The organism is Pseudomonas sp. o96-267 (genome assembly GCF_003935465.1).
GTDB classification, from domain to species: domain Bacteria; phylum Pseudomonadota; class Gammaproteobacteria; order Pseudomonadales; family Pseudomonadaceae; genus Aquipseudomonas; species Aquipseudomonas sediminis.
In genome coordinates, this window is sequence record NZ_RHQP01000017.1 from 41,734 (window position 1) to 59,328 (window position 17,595).

Annotated in this window: 17 protein-coding genes; 8 read left to right on the plus strand and 9 right to left on the minus strand. The window is 62.8% G+C overall.

Annotation, left to right across the window (positions count from 1 at the left end; translation table 11 throughout):
* Nucleotides 1-109: 109 nt before the first annotated feature.
* Together EGJ86_RS13405 and EGJ86_RS13410 are read left to right on the plus strand one after the other, a co-directional pair.
* Nucleotides 110-541, plus strand: a complete 432-nt coding sequence (locus EGJ86_RS13405) for a MarR family transcriptional regulator (protein WP_125835420.1) — start codon at nucleotides 110-112, stop codon at nucleotides 539-541.
* Between the two features lie 338 nt (nucleotides 542-879).
* Nucleotides 880-2,913, plus strand: coding sequence for a FimV/HubP family polar landmark protein (locus EGJ86_RS13410; protein ID WP_125835421.1), 2,034 nt, complete (start codon nucleotides 880-882; stop codon nucleotides 2,911-2,913).
* Nucleotides 2,914-2,968: 55 nt separating this feature from the next.
* On the opposite strand, the gene EGJ86_RS13415 is transcribed toward EGJ86_RS13410, so the two are convergent.
* The gene (locus tag EGJ86_RS13415; protein WP_125835422.1) at nucleotides 2,969-5,155 is read right to left on the minus strand and encodes a patatin-like phospholipase family protein; all 2,187 of its coding nucleotides are present in this window, start codon (nucleotides 5,153-5,155) and stop codon (nucleotides 2,969-2,971) included.
* A gap of 71 nt (nucleotides 5,156-5,226) precedes the next feature.
* Here EGJ86_RS13415 and EGJ86_RS13420 point away from each other — a divergent pair, with 71 nt between their 5' ends.
* Nucleotides 5,227-5,508, plus strand: coding sequence for a SelT/SelW/SelH family protein (locus EGJ86_RS13420; protein ID WP_125835423.1), 282 nt, complete (start codon nucleotides 5,227-5,229; stop codon nucleotides 5,506-5,508).
* Between the two features lie 10 nt (nucleotides 5,509-5,518).
* Here EGJ86_RS13420 and EGJ86_RS13425 read toward each other — a convergent pair whose 3' ends face one another.
* The 3 genes from EGJ86_RS13425 to EGJ86_RS13435 all read right to left on the minus strand — a co-directional run bounded on the left by EGJ86_RS13425 (nucleotide 5,519) and on the right by EGJ86_RS13435 (nucleotide 7,668).
* Nucleotides 5,519-6,370 carry a DMT family transporter gene (locus EGJ86_RS13425; protein WP_125835424.1) on the minus strand — a complete coding sequence of 284 codons (852 nt, stop codon included), beginning with the start codon at nucleotides 6,368-6,370 and terminating at the stop codon, nucleotides 5,519-5,521.
* Nucleotides 6,367-6,702 carry a tRNA-binding protein gene (locus tag EGJ86_RS13430; RefSeq protein ID WP_125835425.1) on the minus strand — a complete coding sequence of 112 codons (336 nt, stop codon included), beginning with the start codon at nucleotides 6,700-6,702 and terminating at the stop codon, nucleotides 6,367-6,369. The genes EGJ86_RS13425 and EGJ86_RS13430 overlap by 4 nt, the downstream gene beginning before the upstream one ends.
* 219 nt (nucleotides 6,703-6,921) lie before the next feature.
* Entirely contained in the window at nucleotides 6,922-7,668 is a 747-nt protein-coding gene (locus EGJ86_RS13435) for an AraC family transcriptional regulator (protein ID WP_125835426.1), read from the minus strand.
* Nucleotides 7,669-7,802: 134 nt separating this feature from the next.
* Between EGJ86_RS13435 and EGJ86_RS13440 the strand changes: the two genes are divergently transcribed.
* Both EGJ86_RS13440 and EGJ86_RS13445 read left to right on the plus strand, forming a co-directional pair.
* Nucleotides 7,803-8,621: a UDP-2,3-diacylglucosamine diphosphatase gene (locus EGJ86_RS13440; protein WP_125835427.1), complete on the plus strand. Its 819-nt coding sequence runs from the start codon at nucleotides 7,803-7,805 to the stop codon at nucleotides 8,619-8,621.
* The gene (locus EGJ86_RS13445) at nucleotides 8,618-9,658 is read left to right on the plus strand and encodes a glycosyltransferase family 1 protein (protein WP_125835428.1); all 1,041 of its coding nucleotides are present in this window, start codon (nucleotides 8,618-8,620) and stop codon (nucleotides 9,656-9,658) included. Before EGJ86_RS13440 ends, EGJ86_RS13445 begins: the two co-directional genes overlap by 4 nt.
* Before the next feature lie 85 nt (nucleotides 9,659-9,743).
* Here the strand turns inward: EGJ86_RS13445 and EGJ86_RS13450 are convergent, their stop codons facing one another.
* The 3 genes from EGJ86_RS13450 to EGJ86_RS13460 form a co-directional block, all read right to left on the minus strand.
* Complete coding sequence (locus tag EGJ86_RS13450; RefSeq protein ID WP_125835429.1) at nucleotides 9,744-11,132, minus strand: adenylate/guanylate cyclase domain-containing protein; 1,389 nt, start codon at nucleotides 11,130-11,132, stop codon at nucleotides 9,744-9,746.
* A 158-nt stretch (nucleotides 11,133-11,290) separates the two neighbouring features.
* The gene (locus tag EGJ86_RS13455; RefSeq protein ID WP_125835430.1) at nucleotides 11,291-11,878 is read right to left on the minus strand and encodes an HD domain-containing protein; all 588 of its coding nucleotides are present in this window, start codon (nucleotides 11,876-11,878) and stop codon (nucleotides 11,291-11,293) included.
* 67 nt (nucleotides 11,879-11,945) lie between these two features.
* Nucleotides 11,946-12,263, minus strand: a complete 318-nt coding sequence (locus EGJ86_RS13460) for an Mpo1-like protein (protein ID WP_125835431.1) — start codon at nucleotides 12,261-12,263, stop codon at nucleotides 11,946-11,948.
* Between the two features lie 130 nt (nucleotides 12,264-12,393).
* Between EGJ86_RS13460 and EGJ86_RS13465 the strand changes: the two genes are divergently transcribed.
* Nucleotides 12,394-13,407, plus strand: a complete 1,014-nt coding sequence (locus tag EGJ86_RS13465) for an AraC family transcriptional regulator (protein WP_125835432.1) — start codon at nucleotides 12,394-12,396, stop codon at nucleotides 13,405-13,407.
* A gap of 14 nt (nucleotides 13,408-13,421) precedes the next feature.
* Here the strand turns inward: EGJ86_RS13465 and EGJ86_RS13470 are convergent, their stop codons facing one another.
* Entirely contained in the window at nucleotides 13,422-14,876 is a 1,455-nt protein-coding gene (locus EGJ86_RS13470; protein ID WP_106733976.1) for a TrkH family potassium uptake protein, read from the minus strand.
* A gap of 3 nt (nucleotides 14,877-14,879) precedes the next feature.
* Entirely contained in the window at nucleotides 14,880-16,334 is a 1,455-nt protein-coding gene (locus EGJ86_RS13475; RefSeq protein ID WP_125835433.1) for a TrkH family potassium uptake protein, read from the minus strand.
* A gap of 150 nt (nucleotides 16,335-16,484) precedes the next feature.
* On the opposite strand from EGJ86_RS13475, the gene EGJ86_RS13480 reads away from it, so the two are divergent.
* Both EGJ86_RS13480 and EGJ86_RS13485 read left to right on the plus strand, forming a co-directional pair.
* Nucleotides 16,485-16,856 (plus strand): YkgJ family cysteine cluster protein, encoded by a 372-nt coding sequence (locus EGJ86_RS13480; RefSeq protein ID WP_037002400.1) that lies wholly within the window; start codon nucleotides 16,485-16,487, stop codon nucleotides 16,854-16,856.
* A gap of 171 nt (nucleotides 16,857-17,027) precedes the next feature.
* Nucleotides 17,028-17,588 (plus strand): nitroreductase family protein, encoded by a 561-nt coding sequence (locus tag EGJ86_RS13485; RefSeq protein WP_125835434.1) that lies wholly within the window; start codon nucleotides 17,028-17,030, stop codon nucleotides 17,586-17,588.
* Nucleotides 17,589-17,595 lie beyond the last annotated feature (7 nt).

The following is a 17,595-nucleotide window of genomic DNA, read 5'->3' on the forward strand; positions in this document are numbered from 1 at the left end:
CGGTCGCATTCTGCAATGCACGTGGCGCAATCTGCGCTTGCCCTGTGCATCGGGTTATGGCTAGCTGGCTAATAATTAGTTTTTGACCTTTGTATGAGTCCGCTTGCCCATGTCTTATCCTGATCAACATCGCTTTGCCATGCAGGTTGCCCAGCTTTCCCGTGCCTGGCGTTCCGAACTCGATAGGCGCCTGGTGGGCCTCGGCTTGTCCCAGGCTCGCTGGCTGGTGCTGCTGCACCTGGCGCGTTTCAGCGAAATGCCGACCCAGCGTGAATTGGCGCAGAGCGGCGGCGTAGACGGGCCGACTCTGGCGCGTCTACTCGACAGCCTCGAAAGCCAGGGGCTGGTGATTCGTGTGGCGGTACCCGAAGATCGCCGTGCCAAGAAGATTGCGTTGCAACCGAATGCGCAGCCTCTGATCGAGAAGATCGAGGCGATTTCCACCCAACTGCGCCATGAGGTCTTCGCCGGTATCGACGAGGATGATCTGCGCCGCTGTCAGCAGGTGCATGCTCGAGTGCTCGGCAACCTGATGAAGTGACTACCTGGATCGTCAAAAAACCGATCATTTTTTGATTGGATGTTTTTTTGTGCCTAGTTTTTGACTGATTCAGCTTGATGGCACTGTGCTTTCGTCGGCAAACTGGCGTCCAAGCCGCTACTTTGTGAATTAGTAGCCATAATGCAATTCGAGGCGGTCTCGACAAGGACCTTGTCGCTCGTTCTCGGAATTATCAAGGGCGCCAGCCTCCCGGCCAAGGGAAGCTCAGACAGGAAGTCGAGGAGGTGGCGTTCGAGCCGGATAAGCCTGGAGGTCACATGGCACGGGTGCGTCAGTTAATGTTGGGTTTGGCGTCGGGGTCCGCTCTCTATTCGGGAATGGCGCCAGCGCTCGGTCTGGGTGAAATCACGCTGCATTCGGCGCTCAATCAGCCTTTCGAGGCGGAAATCGAGCTGCTCGAGTTGGGCGACCTGGGCGCGCAGGATCTGCGTGTCGGTCTGGCCTCAGCCGAGGTGTTCAGCCGTTCAGGTGTCGAGCGCTTCTACTTTCTCAACGACCTGCGTTTTACGCCGCTTCTGCAGGGTTCACGTAACGTGATTCGCGTGGTGTCCAACCGCCCGGTGCGCGAGCCATACCTGAACTTTATCGTCGAAGTGGCGCGTCCCAACGGCCAGCTACTGCGTGAATACACGGTTCTGCTCGATCCACCTGGCTCTTCGGCTTATTCCGCTGTAGCTGCGCCAAGCGCTGTTGCCGTATCGCAACCCTCCAGCCGCACCGCAGCACCGGCCTCGTCAATCAGAGCGGTTACGCCGCCGAGTGCATCTGCTGGGCACCGTCATCAGGTCAGCCGTGGCGATAGCCTCTGGTCCATCGCCGCGCGTCTGCGTGAGCAGGGCAGCACGTTGTCTCAACAGGCGTTGATGGAAGGCATTCTTGCTCTCAACCCGAATGCCTTTGCTGGCGGCGATCCAAGTCGTCTACAGGCTGGCGCTGACTTGCTGCTGCCGGATGCCGCTCGTGCTGAGGCTACTCAGCCGGCCGCTGCTCCGGTCGCTGCCGAGGCCGCACCTGCGCTCGCTGAAAACACTGCCGAAGGGCCTGTAAGCGCACCTCTGGCTGCCCTCGAGTCCGCACCGCAACAAACCGAAAGCCTGGAGCTGTTGGCCGAGAAACAGCGCCAGGTCGATCTGGAGCTGGCCAACCAGGCTGCGGAAAACCTGCAACTGCAACAAGGGCTGGCGCAACTGCAAGTGCAACTGCAGCAGTTGCAGGAGCAATTGGCGCAGAAGGATGCTCAGTTGGCTGAGCTTGCAGCGCGTACGCCGGCCGAGCCGGTCACCCAACCCATTGCCGCCGCGCCGGTCAGTATCGAACAGACGCCCGCAGAGCGTGGCTGGTGGTCGACATTGGTGGCCGGTGGTATTGGGCTTCTGCTATTGCTCGGTGCGCTGTTCTGGGCTGTGCGGCGCCGTGGCGAGAAAACCAAACCGGTGGTGCAGGTCCAGCCAAAGGCGCAGCCACCTCAGCAACCGCCTCGTCCGCAACTCGCGGCGGTTGCCGTTCCCGTTGATGCTGCTCCGGTGGCCAAGGCTGTCCCGACGCCAGCCCCGGCACGTGCTCAAGGGCCGGTCGACCCGCTCGAGGCGGCCAATGTCTACATTGCCTACGGTCGTGTCAGCGAGGCGCGTGGTGAGCTGAGCAAGGCACTGGCTCAGGACCCGCAGCGCAGCGATCTGCGCTTCCGTCTACTGGAGGTGCTGGCGCTGTTGGGCGATGGGGCGGGTTTTGCGCGTGAGGAGGCCGTGCTGCGTGCCGAAGAGTTCGACACCGCACGCATCGATGCGCTGAAGGCGCGTCATCCTGATCTGCTGGCGAGTCAGCAGGCTCCGACCGAGCCTGTGGCTGCGCTGCAGCCGGCGGCAGCGCCTGCGACTGAACCTGATTTCCAGCTCAACCTCGACGACCTGTCGCTGGATGCCGACTGGGATCTGGTCAGCCCTTTCCCTGCTGCCGCCAAGGCCAAACCCAAGGCTGCTGCAGAACCGGAGTTCGATCCGTCGTTCGCCAGCAACCTGCAGGAGCTGCCGGAGGTGTTCGAGCTGCATCATGAAGACGAGCAGTTGAGCGCCTTCGGTGAGATGGAAATGGTGCTGAGCGATGACGCGCCGGGGCTGGATGACAACTTCCTCGACGTTTTTGCCGGCGATGCTGATGCCACTGCTGCGCTGCAGGGCGATATCGATCACCTGGCAGGCAACCCGGAGCATATGGCCCAGCTCAACCAGGCGCTGGCTTATATCAAGCAGGGCGATATCGCCACCGCCTGCGACATCCTCAACGAGGTGATCGATCACGGCGATGACGAGCAGAGGAAGGCCGCGCGCCAGTTGCTGGCGGAAATCGCCTGACAGACTTGTGCTGCTACACCTGACGAGGCCGCGCGTATGTCGCGGCCTCGTCGTTTCAGAAACTCTTGCCCAGATTGAGATACAGCGCCTTCTCCCGCTCGTCGTTGAAGCCATAGCTGAAGTTCAGCGGGCCCAGCGGGGTGTCCAGGCCGAGGAAGATGCTGGCTGCATTGATATAGCCACTGTCGAAGGCGTTGTCGTTGTTCCAGGCGCGGCCGCGCTCCAGCGACATGCCCAGGTACAGCGGGAAGTTCAGCGGCAGCATCGAGGTTTGCGTCATGCGCCGGTAGTAGATCATCCGTGCCAGGGCCATGTTCTGGCCGCTCAGCGAGTCCTGGCGAAAGCCCGACAGTTCCTGGGCGCCACCGAGGATGAAGCCCGAGGTGACCACCTCCGCCTGATCCAGGGTGCGCCCGTAGCGCCCACCGAACAGCCAGGTATTGGGGCCGTGGCTATAGGCCTTGTCCAGTTTCAACTGCCATTGGCGATATTCCTCGTCCGAGCCCAGGCCGCGATCATACTTGCGCAGCATCAGACCGATGTCCTCACCTGTGCGCGGGAAGTCGAGATTGTCCAGGGTGTCGAAGGAGTACAGCAGCTCGTAGTACCCCTCGCTGAAGCTGAAGCTGGGCAGATCGCGCTCGCCGACGCGTACATCCGCCTCGCCCCAGGCCTGGGCGATGCCTAAGCGAATCTCGCCATTGTTGGCGATCTGCCGACCGAGGTTGAGACCGTAGCCGTAGCGCTCCAGGCGGTATTCTGCGATCGGGTCGTTGTCCAGAATCGCTTCGACGTTCTGCGCCTCGCCGAACAGGTAGGGCGCGACGAAGTAACGTGAGCCGGCGTCCAGCGGCTGATAGAACTCGCTGTAGAGCTCCTGGCGGTCACCTAACTGCAAGCGAGTCAGCCATTCGGCACCGAGCTCGTTGATGCCATTGATGCGGTAACTGGCGCCGATATTGAAGGCGCTGTCGCCGCGCATGTCGTCGGACAGGTTCAGCCCCAGGCGCAGATAATCGGTGCCGGTGCGCTTGCCGCGGGCATCGATCACCAGGGCGCTACCGCGCTCGTCCAGTGGCTCTACGCGGTATTGCACGCGCTCGAAGTAGTCCAGGCCGTAAAGGGTGCCCATGTCTTTTTGCAGGCGATCCATGTCCAGTGGCTCGCCGAGCGGTTGGCGAATGTGCCGGCGAATCACCGCGTCGCCGACTTTCGAGTCGTTCTCCACATGGATCTCGCGAATCACCGGTGTGCGCTGTTCGCGCGAGCGCGCCATGGCCAACGCCGGGTTGCCGGCACTGCCGGTGCGCAAGCGAGCCAAACGCTCTGCCTGAATCTGTGTGGCGCGATAGCCGGCCTCCATCATCTGTTCGCCCCGATTGAAGTCGGCGACGCCGAACCCAGCCAGAGGTGGCAGGATCAGTACGTCGTCCGCTTCCAGCGTTTCAAGTTGCGCCTCGGAGTTCTTGCGCATCATCAGGTTGATCGACTGGTTCATCACGTCGACGACGGTGAGCAGTTCCTTGGCCGGTTTCAGTGGCATGCCCAGGTCGACGACGATAACGTGATCGACGCCCATTTGTCGCGCCACGTCGATGGGCACGTTGTTGACCATGCCGCCGTCGACCAGCAGGCGGCCGTCCACTTCCACCGGGGCGAACACCGCAGGGATCGACATGCTGGCGCGCATCACCTGCGGCAGGTGACCGCTGCCCATGATCACCTGTTCGCCCGTGACCACATCGGTGGCCACGGCGCGATAAGGGATCGGTAGATGATCGAAGTCGCGAGTGGCACTGCGGTGTACCAGCAGACTTTCCAGCAGCAGCGCCAGGTTCTGGCCCTGGATCACGCCCAGCGGCAGGCCAAGGCTGCCGTCGTCGCGAAAGCTGAGCTTCTGCTTGATCAGGAAATCGCGGTCGTCCTGCTTGCGCCGGAAAGGTACGTCCTCACGTGGCGGTGAGTCGGACAGTGCCTGTTGCCAGTCCAGTTCCAGCGCCAGACGCTCAAGTTCCGCCACCGAATAGCCGGACGCGTACAGCCCGCCGACGATGGCTCCCATGCTGGTGCCGGCGATGGCATCTATGCGAATACCTTGTTCCTCCAGCGCCTTGAGCACGCCAATGTGCGCCAGGCCACGGGCGGCGCCGCCGGACAACACCAGACCGACACGGTCGGCGGCGATGACGGGCAGGCTGGAGAGGGCGAACAGGCAGAGCAACGAAAAGAGCAGGCGGCGCATGGTGGATTCCGGCAGGAGCAGAGACAAAGGCCGTTATTATAGGCATCAAGCCCCACAGTAGAGCCGCTGCCATGCCCGATCAGAAGCCCGAAATCGTCATCACCTATTGCACCCAGTGTCAGTGGCTGCTGCGCGCCGCCTGGCTGGCTCAGGAGCTGCTGAGCACCTTTGCCGACGAGTTGGGCCGGGTTAGCCTGGAACCAGGCACCGGCGGCGTTTTTCGCATCCTCTGTGATGGCCAGCAGATCTGGGAGCGCAAGGTTGATGGTGGCTTCCCAGAGGCCAAGGTGCTCAAGCAGCGGGTGCGCGATCTGATCGATCCAGGTCGCGATCTGGGCCACAACGACCGTTAGAGTTTCAGGATCAACGCGCCATCCGCGCTGAAACGAAGATCGCGCTGACGATGAGCAAGCCGCCGGCCAGCATGCGCAGGGTCGGCTGCTCGCTGAACAGCCACCAGGCGAACAGAATTCCGTAGACCGGCTCCAGGGCGAAGATCACTGCCGTGGTACGCGCCTTGAGCACGCGCAGGCTGGCGACGAACAGGCTGTGCGCCAGGCCCGTGCAAAAGATGCCGAGCATGGTCAGCCACAGCCAGTCCACCGGGCGCACGCTGGGCAGTAGCGGCCAGGCCAGCGGCAGGAAGCAGATCAGCACCGTGACGTTCTGGTACAGCGCGGCCTTTACCGGATCTAGGCCACGGGTGCTGGCGCGGTTGAGCAGCGACAGCAGGGCGAACAGAAAGCCCGACAACACCGCCCACAGCAGCCCGACGGTGGCGCCGCTGTTCAGGCTGAATTCGGGCGTGACCAGAATCAGTCCCAGGCATACCACGCCGACCATGGCGAACTCGCCGGGGCGGGTACGCTCGCGAAACAGCAGGCCCTCCAGCAGGACGGTGAAGGCCGGGAAGCTGGCGAAGCCCAGGGTGGCGATGGCCACACCGGAGACTTTCACCGCTTCGAAGAAGGTGACCCAGTGCGTGCCCAGCAGCAGGCCGCCGAGTGCCAGCAGTGCCATCTGCCGCAGATTCGGGCGAACTGTGTGGCGACTGCGCCAGAGCGTGGCAGCCAGGCCCAGGGCGAGCACCGCGAAGAATGCGCGGCCGCCTGCAATCATGTTCGGCGTGGTCGCCGCGAGTTTGCCGAAGATGCCCGACAGGCCGAACAGCAGGGCACCCAGATGAATCGCCAGCAGGGCGTTACGCTGCGTCATGCCAGGCGCGCACCGTTGGGCAGTGGCTGGTCGAAGCCTGCCAAGACGACGCGGTTATCGCTGTCATAGACACCGGTGACCAGCACTTCCGAGCGCACCCCGGCGATTCGTTTAGGGGCGAAGTTGCAGACGCACAGCACCTGACGACCAATCAGCGCGTCGCAATCGTAATGCGCGGTGATTTGGGCGCTGGAGGTCTTGATGCCCAGTTCGCCGAGATCGACTTCCAGCACGTAGGCTGGCTTCAGCGCTTTTTCATTGGGACGAGCGTTGCGAATGGTGCCGACGCGCAGCTCCACCTTCTCGAAATCCTGCCATTCGATGGTTTGCATAAGGTACTCCTTCGATGATGCCGCGCAGTCTAGGCAGCGCGGCAGCAGCTGTCTGTCGCGCGAGTGAGGCGTTTTGTCGCCAGACTCTCGTCTGCGCGTAGGGTGCGCCGCGCGCAACGGGGCAACCGATAGTTTTGCGGTGCGCACGGCGCACCCTACGATCCAGCTGTAGCCTGGACGAGTCCGGATTGGTTTCAGGTAATGGCGCCGGCAAGATCGCTAGCGAGCGCGACGCAGCTGTCTCGGCGTCATACCCAGATGGCGGGAGAGGGCGGCGGTGAAGGCGCTTTGCGAGCTGTAACCGACCCGTGCGGCGATTTCTCCAACCGCCAGGTCGCTGCCACGCAACAGCTGTTCGGCGAGTTGCAGACGTCGTTGGCGAATGTATTCCATGGGTGTGCGACCGCTCTCGGCGAGGAAACGCGCATGGAAGCGCGCCACCGACAGACCGGCCAGGCGTGCCAGATCTACCACCTGCAGCGGATGCGCTGCGTGCTGTTCGATATAGCGATCCAGGGCAGCCATCGGCAAGCCGGGCGCTTCCGCATGCTGGCGGCTGCAGGCCAGGCTGCCGAGCAGCAAGGCCGCACCCTGGCCAGCGATGATTGGATCATTGATCGGGCTGCTGGCCAGCCAGTTGAGTAGCTGCCCCTGCGAGGGATCGAGTTGCAGTGCGTTGGGTTTGTCCAACAGACGCTGGATGTCGCTCGCATGGTGGCCAAGCTGGCGCTCCAGCCAGTCATTGGCCGGCAGGTCCAGCACCAGGCATTGGCTGCCACGTGGGCTGCCGCAGGTGTGGCGCGCTTCGGCTGGCACCACGGCCAGGTGATGGCGCAGTACCTGAGTGCCCTGGCCGTCCACTTCGAATTGCAGCTCGCCCGCCAGGCCGAACACCAGTTGCGCGTGGTCGTGGCTATGGCTGAGCACTTCGTGGCTGTAGTGACGCAGGGACATGATCGGGAGCATGGCGGTTTCCTCGGCAGCCGCCGCAGTGTAACGCCTGGGGCGCAGCAATGCCGTGTCATGGAACCGTCTTTTTCCCGTCACAAGCTTTTCACCGCAACGCCTCAAGCTCGACTAAACCCAGCCGGAGGCCGTCCATGACCAGCGCCCAGCTCGCCAAGCCCAGTCGCAAACAACGTGTCCGCACCCTGTGGATCTCCGACGTGCACCTCGGTACGCGTGATTGCCAGGCCGAGCACCTGGCAGCGTTTCTCAAGCGTTACCACGCCGACCGTATCTACCTGGTAGGCGACATCATCGATGGCTGGAAGCTGCGTGGCGGCATCTACTGGCCGCAGGCGCACACCAATGTGATCCGCCGCCTGCTGACCATGAGCAAGCGCGGCACCGAGGTGATCTACGTCACCGGCAACCACGACGAATTCCTGCGTCGCTACTCCAGCCTGCTGCTGGGCAATATCCAGCTGGTCGACGAGGCCGTGCACGTCACGGCTGATGGTCGGCAACTGCTGGTCATCCATGGCGACCAGTTCGATGTGATCACACGCTATCACCGCTGGCTGGCCTTTCTCGGCGACTCGGCCTACGAGTTCACCCTGACCCTCAATCGCTGGCTCAATCACTGGCGCAGCCGCTGGGGCTACGGTTACTGGTCGCTGTCAGCGTACCTCAAGCACAAGGTCAAGACGGCGGTGAACTTCATCAGCGACTTCGAGGAGGCCATCGCTCACGAGTGCGTTAAGCGCGGCCTACAGGGCGTGGTCTGCGGCCATATTCACCATGCCGAGATTCGCCAGGTGAGTGGCGTGGAATACATGAACTGCGGCGACTGGGTGGAATCCTGCACGGCGCTGATCGAGCACTGGGATGGGCAGATCGAGCTCTATCGTCTGGCCGAAGCGCAGACGCAGCAGGCCAGCGAGGAGCAGGCCATCGCCCTCGAGACCGGTGCATGAGGGTACTCATCGTCACCGACGCCTGGTCACCTCAGATCAATGGCGTGGTCACCAGTCTGGCGGCGCTGTTCAGCGAACTGCGTGGGCTGGGGCATCAGGTCAAACTGCTGTCGCCCGCCGATTTCCGCGCCGTGCCGTGCCCCACCTATCCGGAGATTCCGCTGGTGTGGGATCTGTGGCGCGTCGGTGCGGCGATTCGCGACTTTCGTCCTGACTGCGTACACCTCGCGACCGAGGGACCGCTGGGTTGGGCAGCGCGGCGTTGGCTGGTCAAGCGCGGGCTGGCGTTTTCCTCGGCGATCCACACGCGCTTCCCGGAGTACGTCAGCACACGCTGGCCGTGGATTGCGCCGCGTTGGGGGTATGCCTTCCTGCGCGTTTTTCATCGCCCCAGCCAAGCCGTGCTGGTGACCACCGAGCGCTTGCGTGAAGAGTTCGCCGGCTGGGCTCTGCAACGGCTGCAACTGTGGCGCAAAGGTGTGGATACCCGGCTGTTTCGGCCGGACGAGACGCGCCCCCGACCTGGGCGAATGGTGTTTCTCTACGTCGGACGCATCGCCCCGGAAAAGAACCTGCAGGCCTTTCTCGATCTGGACTTGCCCGGCGAGAAACGCGTGGTCGGTGACGGCCCGCAGCGCGAGGCGTTGCAGCAGCAGTATCCGTTGGTGCGTTTTCTCGGCTACCGCCATGGCCAGGCGTTGGCCGAAATCTATCAGCAGGCCTCGGTGCTGGTCTTTCCTTCGCGTACCGATACCTATGGCCTGGTGATGCTGGAAGCACTGGCATGCGGTACGCCCGTGGCCGCGTTTCCGGTGGCCGGGCCGCTGGACGTGCTGCAGCAGGGGCTCAGTGGCGTGATGGACGAGGATCTGCGCGTCGCCTGCCTGGCTGCGCTGGAGCTGGATAGGAAGCGTTGCGCAGAACTGGCGGCAGCGCAGTCCTGGCGCGCCTCCGCGCTGGAGTTTCTGGCGTTGCAGCCGCTTATCGACGGTGAGCCGGTGGGGTTGGATGAGGCGTTACCGGATACTGCGTTGTGAGCGATCTTTATCGCGGCTGAAGCCGCTCCCACGGGGGCGGATGTAGGAGCGGCTTCAGCCGCGAATCGAGCTCAGGTTGTGCGCGTCAGAGAATGACCTTGTCGCGCAGCTTTTCGGCGGCCTGGTTGAGCGCCTGGATCACTCGCTCCTTGTCGAAGTTCTGAATACCGTTGGTGTCCAGGTACATGGAGAAGCCCGGCAGCTCGTGCTCGACGTAGCTGGAGGTGGCGCCCAGGTCGCGGCGGAAGTCCACCACCTGGTAGATCTGCACCGGGCGGGTGAAGCCCTTGACGGTGATCTGGCCCTTGTCGCGGCACATGATCACGTCCTTGACCAGCGAATAGGTCTCGTGGGAGATCAGGATCTCGCCGGATTCTGCGGCACTTTCCAGACGGCTGGCGAGGTTCACGTCGCGGCCGATGATGGTGTAGTCCATGCGCGTGTCGGCGCCGAAGTTGCCCACCGTGCAGTAGCCGGTATTGAGGCCCATGCGAATTTCCAGAGGCTTGGTGATGCCCTGGGCGCGCCACTGTTGGCGCAGCACCTTCATGTGCTTGCGCATGGCGATGGCCATGGAAACCGCTGCGACCGCATCCTTTTTGGCGCCATTGCTGCTGGGGTCGCCGAAGAACACCATGACGCAGTCACCGATGAACTTGTCGATGGTACCGCCGTATTTCAGGGTGATCTTCGACATTTCATTGAGGTAGGTGTTGAGCAGGTCGGTCAGCGCTTCGGCTTCCAGCTCTTCCGACAGTTCGGTGAAGCCCTTGATGTCAGAGAAAAACACCGTGAGCTTCTTGCGCTGGGTTTCCAGGCGCACGCTCTTCTTGCCGGTGAAGATCGACTCCCACACCTGCGGTGACAGGTATTTCGCCAGGTTGCGCGCCAGGCGGGCGGCCTTCTCCTGCTCGCGCTTGATCTCGCTGCGCACCTGGGCCAGGCGCAGGCCTTGCTGGTTGACGAAATAGGCGGTGATGCAGATGTACAGGGTGGCGAAGAGAATGCTGACCAGTGCCACCAGGGTGGGTGTGTCGGTATTGGGATGAACCTCTATCGACGCGGCGCACAGCGCCATGCCACTAGCGGCCACCAGCAGTCCCAGGCCCAGGTAGCGCATGCCGCCGATGACCAAAGCGCTGAAGCAGAGAATCAGCAGGAACATCAGGCTGGGTACGGCGGAGAAACCGAGCAGCACGCAGGCCGCGCCAGCATGCAGGGCGTCGAAGAACAGCAGGGCAAGATCGGTCTGCGCAGGGTAGTCGCGCTTGAAGCGGCGGCTCAGGTTGTGCGCCAGATGGGGATAGAGCAGGGCGTAGGGCACCATCCACAGGATGTCGTAGCCGAAGTGCCCCACGTAGGTGCCGGCGGCGATGCTGGCAGCCGTGGCGATATAGGCCAGTACGCGCGAATAGTATTCGCGCAACGGCGGCGTCGGCAGCCCGTTGGCACGGCTGGGGGTTGCTGGCTTCATCTGCTGGAACTGTCCCTGCTGGATTTCTGGCGTCTCTACTGGACGCCTGGCTGGTCTGCAAGACCTGAGCCAGAGGCTCGCTGGGCGGGGATCATAACCAAGGGGGTGGCGGCCAGCCAAGCACGGCCGCCGAACGGTGGCGCAGCAGAGGCCAGCGGTCAGGTGCTGGTGCTGTCCATGGCGGCCAGGTAGATGGAATTCTTCGGTCGGGCGAACACACGCTGCAGCATGGGTTCGAAGAAACTCAGCGGCAAGCTTTCGTAGTCGGGGTCGAAGGCAGCCGCGTCGTACTTGGCACAGAAGTCGATGGTCGCCTGGTATTGCGGGTGGTCCTTGAATTGCTCGCGCAGGTGGCGATCCATGCCCAGGTGGTGGAAGAAGTAATAGCCCTGGAAGATGCCGTGTTTCTCCACCATCCAGTGGTTCTCGGCACTGACGAAAGGTTTGAGGATGGCCGCGGCAATGTCTGGGTGGTTGTAGCTGCCGAGCGTATCGCCAATATCGTGCAGCAGCGCGCAGATCACGTATTCCTCGTCACGGCCGTCGCGATGGGCGCGGCTGGCGGTCTGCAGTGAGTGGGTCAGGCGGTCGACCGGAAAACCACCGAAATCGCCGTCGAGCAGGCGCAGGTGGGCGAGGATGCGAGCGGGCAGTTCGGCGGCGTAGGCGGCGAAGTCCTGGGCGATGATGGCCCAATCCTCGGCCTGGCCGTCTTGCATATGGGTGAAGCGGGCTCGGCTATTCATGGCATTTCTCGTTCTTGTTGTTCTGGGGCATGACGGTCAACTTCTCTGCGGCACATGTGGCTGCGGGCTAGAAGCGGATACGGCCGGTAAAGGCATCCTTGAGCATCACCCAGTCACCCATCAGGCTATACAGCGGGTAATCGAAGGTCGCCGGGCGGTTCTTCTCGAAGATGAAGTGGCCGATCCAGGCGAAGCCGTAACCGGCCAACGGCATGGCCAGCAGCCACAGCCATTGTTGGGTAAGCAGGACATAGGCGAGGATCGTCAGCACCAGCAGGCTGCCGACGTAGTGCAGGCGGCGGCACACGGGGTTGCTGTGCTCCTGCAGGTAGTAGGGATAGAACTCGGCGAAGCTCTGGTAGCGCTCGGTAGTCTGGGCGGTCATGGCGCACCTCCTGTTATTGTCACGGTCGAGTGTAGGGTGGCTGTCTCCATCGGCCACTGACTTAAAGTGCCAGTCTAGTATCCTTGCGCCGCCAACCATGGCCTTGCTGTTTGATCATAAGAACAAGACGATGAGTGAAAGAACCACCTCTTCCAACTGGGCATTGGCCATCGTGCAGGCGCTGGAACTGGGCGGCGTCGACTGCGTCAGCCTGTTTGCCGAGCTGGGCATGGAGTACGCCGCGCTGAACGATCCGGATGCGCGTTTTCCGCAGGACGGCATGACCCGCCTGTGGCAGCGCGCCGTGGCGCTGTCAGGCAACCCGGCGATCGGCCTGAACATGGCGCAGGTGGTACGTCCGGCGTCCTTCCATGTTGTGGGATATGCGCTGATGTCCAGCCGCAACCTGCGTGATGGCTTCACCCGTCTGGTGCGCTATCAGCGCATCATTGGTGAAGGGGCGGACCTGAACTTCCTGCCGCAACCCGACGGCTACGCGCTGACCCTGGCCATTCATGGCGACCGTTTGCCGCCGGCACGGCAGAGCGCGGAGGCTTCGATGGCCTACTGCCTGGCGTTCTGCCGTTGGATGACCGGCAAGTTGATCCGGCCGCGTGAAATTCGTCTGCAAGGCCCGGCCCCCGCTGATCTGGCGCCTTATCAGCAGGTGTTCCAGGCGCCGCTCAAGTTCAACGCCGAGCACTATGGGCTGATCTTCGAGCGTGCTGATCTGGAGGCGCCGCTGCCCAGTGCCAACGAGGCGCTGGCGCAACTGCATGATCGTTTTGCTGGCGAGTACCTGGCGCGTTTCTGCAGTAGCCGTGTCACCCATCAGGCGCGCCAGGTGCTGTGCCGCCTGTTGCCGCAGGGCGAGCCACGCCGTGAGGTGGTGGCGCAGGCGCTGCATCTGTCGCAGCGCACCTTGCAGCGCCGCCTGCAGGAGGAGGGCACCAGCTATCAGCAACTGCTCGACGACACGCGCCGCGAGCTGGCCGAGCAGTATCTTGGCCAGGTCGACCTGACGTTACTGGAGGTTGCCTATCTGCTGGGCTTTGCCGACCCGAGCAACTTCTTCAGGGCGTTTCGCCGCTGGTTCGGAGAAACGCCCGGTGAGTATCGCAGTCGCCGTGGACTGGCCGGTTAAGGTCCATCTACCGCTCAATGGCGCCAGAAGGCGGGGAACAACAGCACCAGCACCGTGAGGATTTCCAGGCGCCCGAGCAGCATACCCAGGCTCAGTAGCCACTTGGCCGTATCGGGGATGGTGGCGTAGTTGCCGGCCGGGCCGACCATCTCACCCATGCCCGGGCCAACACCGGAGACCATTGCCGCCGCGCCGGTCAGGGCGGTGATCCAGTCCACGCCGCACATCGCTACTGCCAGGGCCAGCGTGGCGATGGTGATGGTGTAGAAGAAGGCGAAGGCCAGGATCGAACGAACGATGTCTTCATCCAGCCGGTGATGGTTGTACTGCTGCTTGATCACGGCGCGCGGGTGGATGAGCTGCTTGAGGTTGGCCTTGAGCAGGATGTAGGCGACCTGGAAACGGAAGATCTTCAGGCCGCCCGCGGTAGAGCCGGAGCACCCGCCAACGAAGCCCAGGTAGAAGAACATCATGCTGGCGAAGGGGCCCCACAGGTGGTAGTCACCCACGGCGAAGCCGGTGGTGCTCATGATCGAGGTGATGTTCACCGCCACCAGGCGCAGTGCATCGAGCCAATACAGATCGGTGGTGAACCATTTCCAGCCAGCCAGCACGAACCAGCTACCCACCAGCAACAGCAGGAAACCACGCACTTGCGCATCGCGAATCAGTGCGCGGTAGTTGCCACGTAACGTGCTGACGTAGAGCACGAACGGCAGGCTGCCGAGCACCATCACCACGATGGCGACCCAGTGAACCGCAGGCTGTTGCCATTTACCCAGCGACGCGTCCGAGGTGGAGAAACCACCGGTGGCGATCGCCGACATGGCGTGGTTGATCGCGTCGAAGACGCCCATGCCAGCCAACCAGAAGGCCAGTACGGCGAAGGTGCTGAGGCCGACGTAGGCCAGCACCATGTACTTGGCGACCATGTGTGAGCGCGGCATGACCTTTTCCGAACGGTCCGAGGACTCGGTCTGGAACAGGCGCATGCCACCGATACGCAGGATCGGCAAGATCGCCACGGCCATGCCGATGAAGCCGATGCCACCCAGCCAGTGCAGCAGCGAGCGCCAGATCAGCGTGCCGGGCGACATGTCGTCGAGGCCGCTGAATACGGTGGCGCCGGTGGCGGTAATGCCGGACATGCTCTCGAAGTACGCGTCGGTAATGCTTGCGCGTTCGGCGAACATAAATGGCAGCGCAGCGAAGATCGATACCATCACCCAGCTCGACACCGTCAGCATGTACATGTCGCGTGGGCGCAGTTGCGTTTGTTTGGGTCTGCCCTGGGCGATCATGGCGATGCCGACGAGTGCGGTGATCAGGCTCGACCAGAGGAAGGCATTGATCTTCTGGGGCTGCTCGAAAATCAACAGGGTGACCACCGGCACCAGCATGCTAAGTGCCAGGGTGATGAGGAAAATGCCGTTAATGAAGGCGAGGATGCGCAGGCTGGCTAAAGGCATCGGTCAGTGTTTCCAGAAGCTGCGGGTGATCAGCACCAGCACGGTCAGAATTTCCAGGCGGCCCAGCAGCATGCCGGCACTGAGCAGCCACTTGGCTGAATCCGGCAGGCTGGCGAAGTTGCCGGCCGGGCCGATGATCGGGCCAAGGCCCGGGCCGACGTTGCACACCGCGGTGGCAGCGCCAGTCAGCGCGGTGACCCAATCCAGGCCAGTAAGGGTCAGGGCCAGGGCCAGCACGCCGATGGTGATGGTGAAGAAGAAGGAGAAGGTGATCATCGAGCGCACGATCTCTTCATCGAGATTGTGGTTGTTGTACTGCTGCTTGATCACCGCACGCGGGTGCACCAGCTGCATCAGGTTGGCCTTGAGCAGCACGTAGGCGACCTGGAAGCGGAAGATCTTCAGGCCGCCTGCGGTGGAGCCCGAGCAGCCGCCGACGAAGGTCAGGTAGAAGAACAGTAGCACGGCGAAGCTGCCCCAGGTGGTGTAGTCGCCGAGGGCGAAGCCGGTGGTGGTGACCACCGAGGTGACGTTTACCGCGACGATGCGAAAGGCGTCGAGCCAGGCGTAGTCCGAGTTGATCCACAGCCAGGTGCCGAAGACCAGCCAGGTCAGCAGCAGAAAACCGATGAAGCCGCGAACCTGATGGTCTTTGAACAGGGCGTTGCGATTGCCGCGAATAAAGGCGACGTAAAGCATGAACGGCATGCCGCCGAGCAGCATCAGTACCACCGCCGTCCAATGCACGGCAGGCTGTGGCCAGTGTGCCAGTGACGAATCGGAAGTCGAGAAACCACCCGTGGAGATCGACGCCATGGAGTGATTGATGGCCTCGAAGGGAGTCATGCCCGCCGCCCAGAACGCCAGGAAACCCAGCAGGGTGAGGGCCAGATAGATCAGCAACAGGTACTTGGCCGCCATGTGCGAGCGGGGCATCACCTTCTCGCCCCAGTCCGAGGATTCCGTCTGGAACAGGCGCATGCCACCGACGCGCAGCAGCGGCAGAATCGCCACGGCCATGCCGATGAAGCCGATCCCGCCGAGCCAATGCAGCATCGAGCGCCAGATCAGGATGCCGGGTGACATGCTGTCCAGGCCAACCAGTACGGTGGAGCCGGTGGTGGTGATGCCGGACATGGTTTCGAAGATGGCGTCGGTGTAGCTGATATGGGCGATCAGCATCAGTGGCAGAGCGGCGAAGGCGCACACCACGGTCCAGCTGCCGGTGGTCAGCAGGTACATGTCACGCGGGCGTAGCTGGGCACTCTCCGGTCGGCCGGGTATCACCAGGGCCAGGCCGGCGATCAGGGTGATCAGGCTGGACCAGAGGAAAGCGTTGAGATCTTCCGGGTGCTCGAAGATCAGCAGCGTCAGCATCGGAATGGCCATGCTGATCGCCAGGGTAATCAGGAATATGCCGATGATGAAACCGATGGTACGTAGCGTCGGCAAGGCCATTTAGGGGGCTCTGGCGGGTTGTAAAAGTGCGCCATTCTACCCGTGGACGGGCGGCTGTAAACCGCTGCACCAAGGGGCTTTACAAGCGCATCGCCAAGCATAGAATAGCCGCCAGTTGCCGACGTCCGTCGGTTTCCGAGTCCTCCCCAAATGTCCGAAGCTAATCCTTGCCTTACGTGCGGCGCCTGCTGCGCGTTTTTTCGTGTGTCCTTCTTCTGGGGCGAGTGCCAATCCGCGGGCGGTAGCGTGCCGGATGAGCAGGTTATCCAGATCAGCCCTCACTACGTCGCCATGCGTGGCACGGAGAGCAAACCGGCACGTTGCACGCAACTGTTGGGCGATGTCGGTTGTGGGGTGCGTTGCACCATGTATGAACAACGTTCGAGTAGCTGCCGCGAGTTCGAAGCGTCATGGGCGAACGGTGAGCACAACCCGCGTTGCGACGATGCGCGCAAGGCTTACGGTCTGCCACCGCTCACTCCGCCGGTGCAGCCGGTGATATCGCCTGACCGCGTCGCCTGACGGCAGCTGCAGACTAGCGTGTCGCCTGGATGCAGTCCGGGGTCCAGCGTTCCCTGGGGCATCCGGGCCACGGTTCGACCGTCGTCTGTTATCCGCTCCGTGCATTGGTCAGCTTGCAGCTTGCAGCTTGCAGCATTGAGAATGCGCCATCTTTGTTTTTGGAGGTGGCCGATGGAAGCTCTCGACGCTCTGCTCAACCGTGTTTCTGTTCCTCGCCTGGTCGAACCAGCCCCGGATGCCGCGCAGCGTGACCTGATGTTTCGTGCCGCCCTGCGCGCCCCGGATCATGGCCAACTGCGTCCCTGGCGTTTTCTGACGATCGAAGGGGCGGCGCGTGAACGCATGGGCGAACTGTTCGCCGAAGCCCTGCAGGTCGCCGATGCGCAGGCCGCGCCGGAGGCGCTGAACAAGGCGCGTGGCATGCCGCTGCGCGCGCCATTGCTGGTGGTGGTGATCGCTCGCGTGCAGGCTCATCCCAAGGTGCCGGCCTCCGAGCAGGTGAGCGCGGCTGGCTGTGCGGCTCACGGCATGCTGCTGGCGGCTCATGCTCAGGGCATAGGCGCGGTGTGGCGCACCGGCGACATGGCCTACAACGCCCACGTGGGCAAAGGTCTGGGCCTGGCGGCGGACGAACAGATCATCGCCTATCTCTACCTCGGCACACCGGAGCGTGAGCTGCGCCGCGCCCCGGAAATGGTCGTCGAGGATTTCGTCAGCGCCTGGCAGGGCTGATCGACAC

Excerpts from the sequence above, each read along its gene's own strand:
- EGJ86_RS13440 (WP_125835427.1), top strand. The coding sequence starts at position 7,803 with ATGACCAGCGCCCAGCTCGCCAAGCCCAGTCGCAAACAACGTGTCCGC.
- EGJ86_RS13475 (WP_125835433.1), bottom strand. The coding sequence starts at position 16,334 with ATGGCCTTGCCGACGCTACGTACCATCGGTTTCATCATCGGCATATTC.
- EGJ86_RS13445 (WP_125835428.1), top strand. The coding sequence starts at position 8,618 with ATGAGGGTACTCATCGTCACCGACGCCTGGTCACCTCAGATCAATGGC.
- EGJ86_RS13405 (WP_125835420.1), top strand. The coding sequence starts at position 110 with ATGTCTTATCCTGATCAACATCGCTTTGCCATGCAGGTTGCCCAGCTT.
- EGJ86_RS13460 (WP_125835431.1), bottom strand. The coding sequence starts at position 12,263 with ATGACCGCCCAGACTACCGAGCGCTACCAGAGCTTCGCCGAGTTCTAT.
- EGJ86_RS13485 (WP_125835434.1), top strand. The coding sequence starts at position 17,028 with ATGGAAGCTCTCGACGCTCTGCTCAACCGTGTTTCTGTTCCTCGCCTG.
- EGJ86_RS13430 (WP_125835425.1), bottom strand. The coding sequence starts at position 6,702 with ATGCAAACCATCGAATGGCAGGATTTCGAGAAGGTGGAGCTGCGCGTC.
- EGJ86_RS13435 (WP_125835426.1), bottom strand. The coding sequence starts at position 7,668 with ATGCTCCCGATCATGTCCCTGCGTCACTACAGCCACGAAGTGCTCAGC.
- EGJ86_RS13455 (WP_125835430.1), bottom strand. The coding sequence starts at position 11,878 with ATGAATAGCCGAGCCCGCTTCACCCATATGCAAGACGGCCAGGCCGAG.
- EGJ86_RS13420 (WP_125835423.1), top strand. The coding sequence starts at position 5,227 with ATGCCCGATCAGAAGCCCGAAATCGTCATCACCTATTGCACCCAGTGT.
- EGJ86_RS13415 (WP_125835422.1), bottom strand. The coding sequence starts at position 5,155 with ATGCGCCGCCTGCTCTTTTCGTTGCTCTGCCTGTTCGCCCTCTCCAGC.
- EGJ86_RS13470 (WP_106733976.1), bottom strand. The coding sequence starts at position 14,876 with ATGCCTTTAGCCAGCCTGCGCATCCTCGCCTTCATTAACGGCATTTTC.
- EGJ86_RS13480 (WP_037002400.1), top strand. The coding sequence starts at position 16,485 with ATGTCCGAAGCTAATCCTTGCCTTACGTGCGGCGCCTGCTGCGCGTTT.
- EGJ86_RS13465 (WP_125835432.1), top strand. The coding sequence starts at position 12,394 with ATGAGTGAAAGAACCACCTCTTCCAACTGGGCATTGGCCATCGTGCAG.
- EGJ86_RS13425 (WP_125835424.1), bottom strand. The coding sequence starts at position 6,370 with ATGACGCAGCGTAACGCCCTGCTGGCGATTCATCTGGGTGCCCTGCTG.
- EGJ86_RS13410 (WP_125835421.1), top strand. The coding sequence starts at position 880 with ATGGCGCCAGCGCTCGGTCTGGGTGAAATCACGCTGCATTCGGCGCTC.
- EGJ86_RS13450 (WP_125835429.1), bottom strand. The coding sequence starts at position 11,132 with ATGAAGCCAGCAACCCCCAGCCGTGCCAACGGGCTGCCGACGCCGCCG.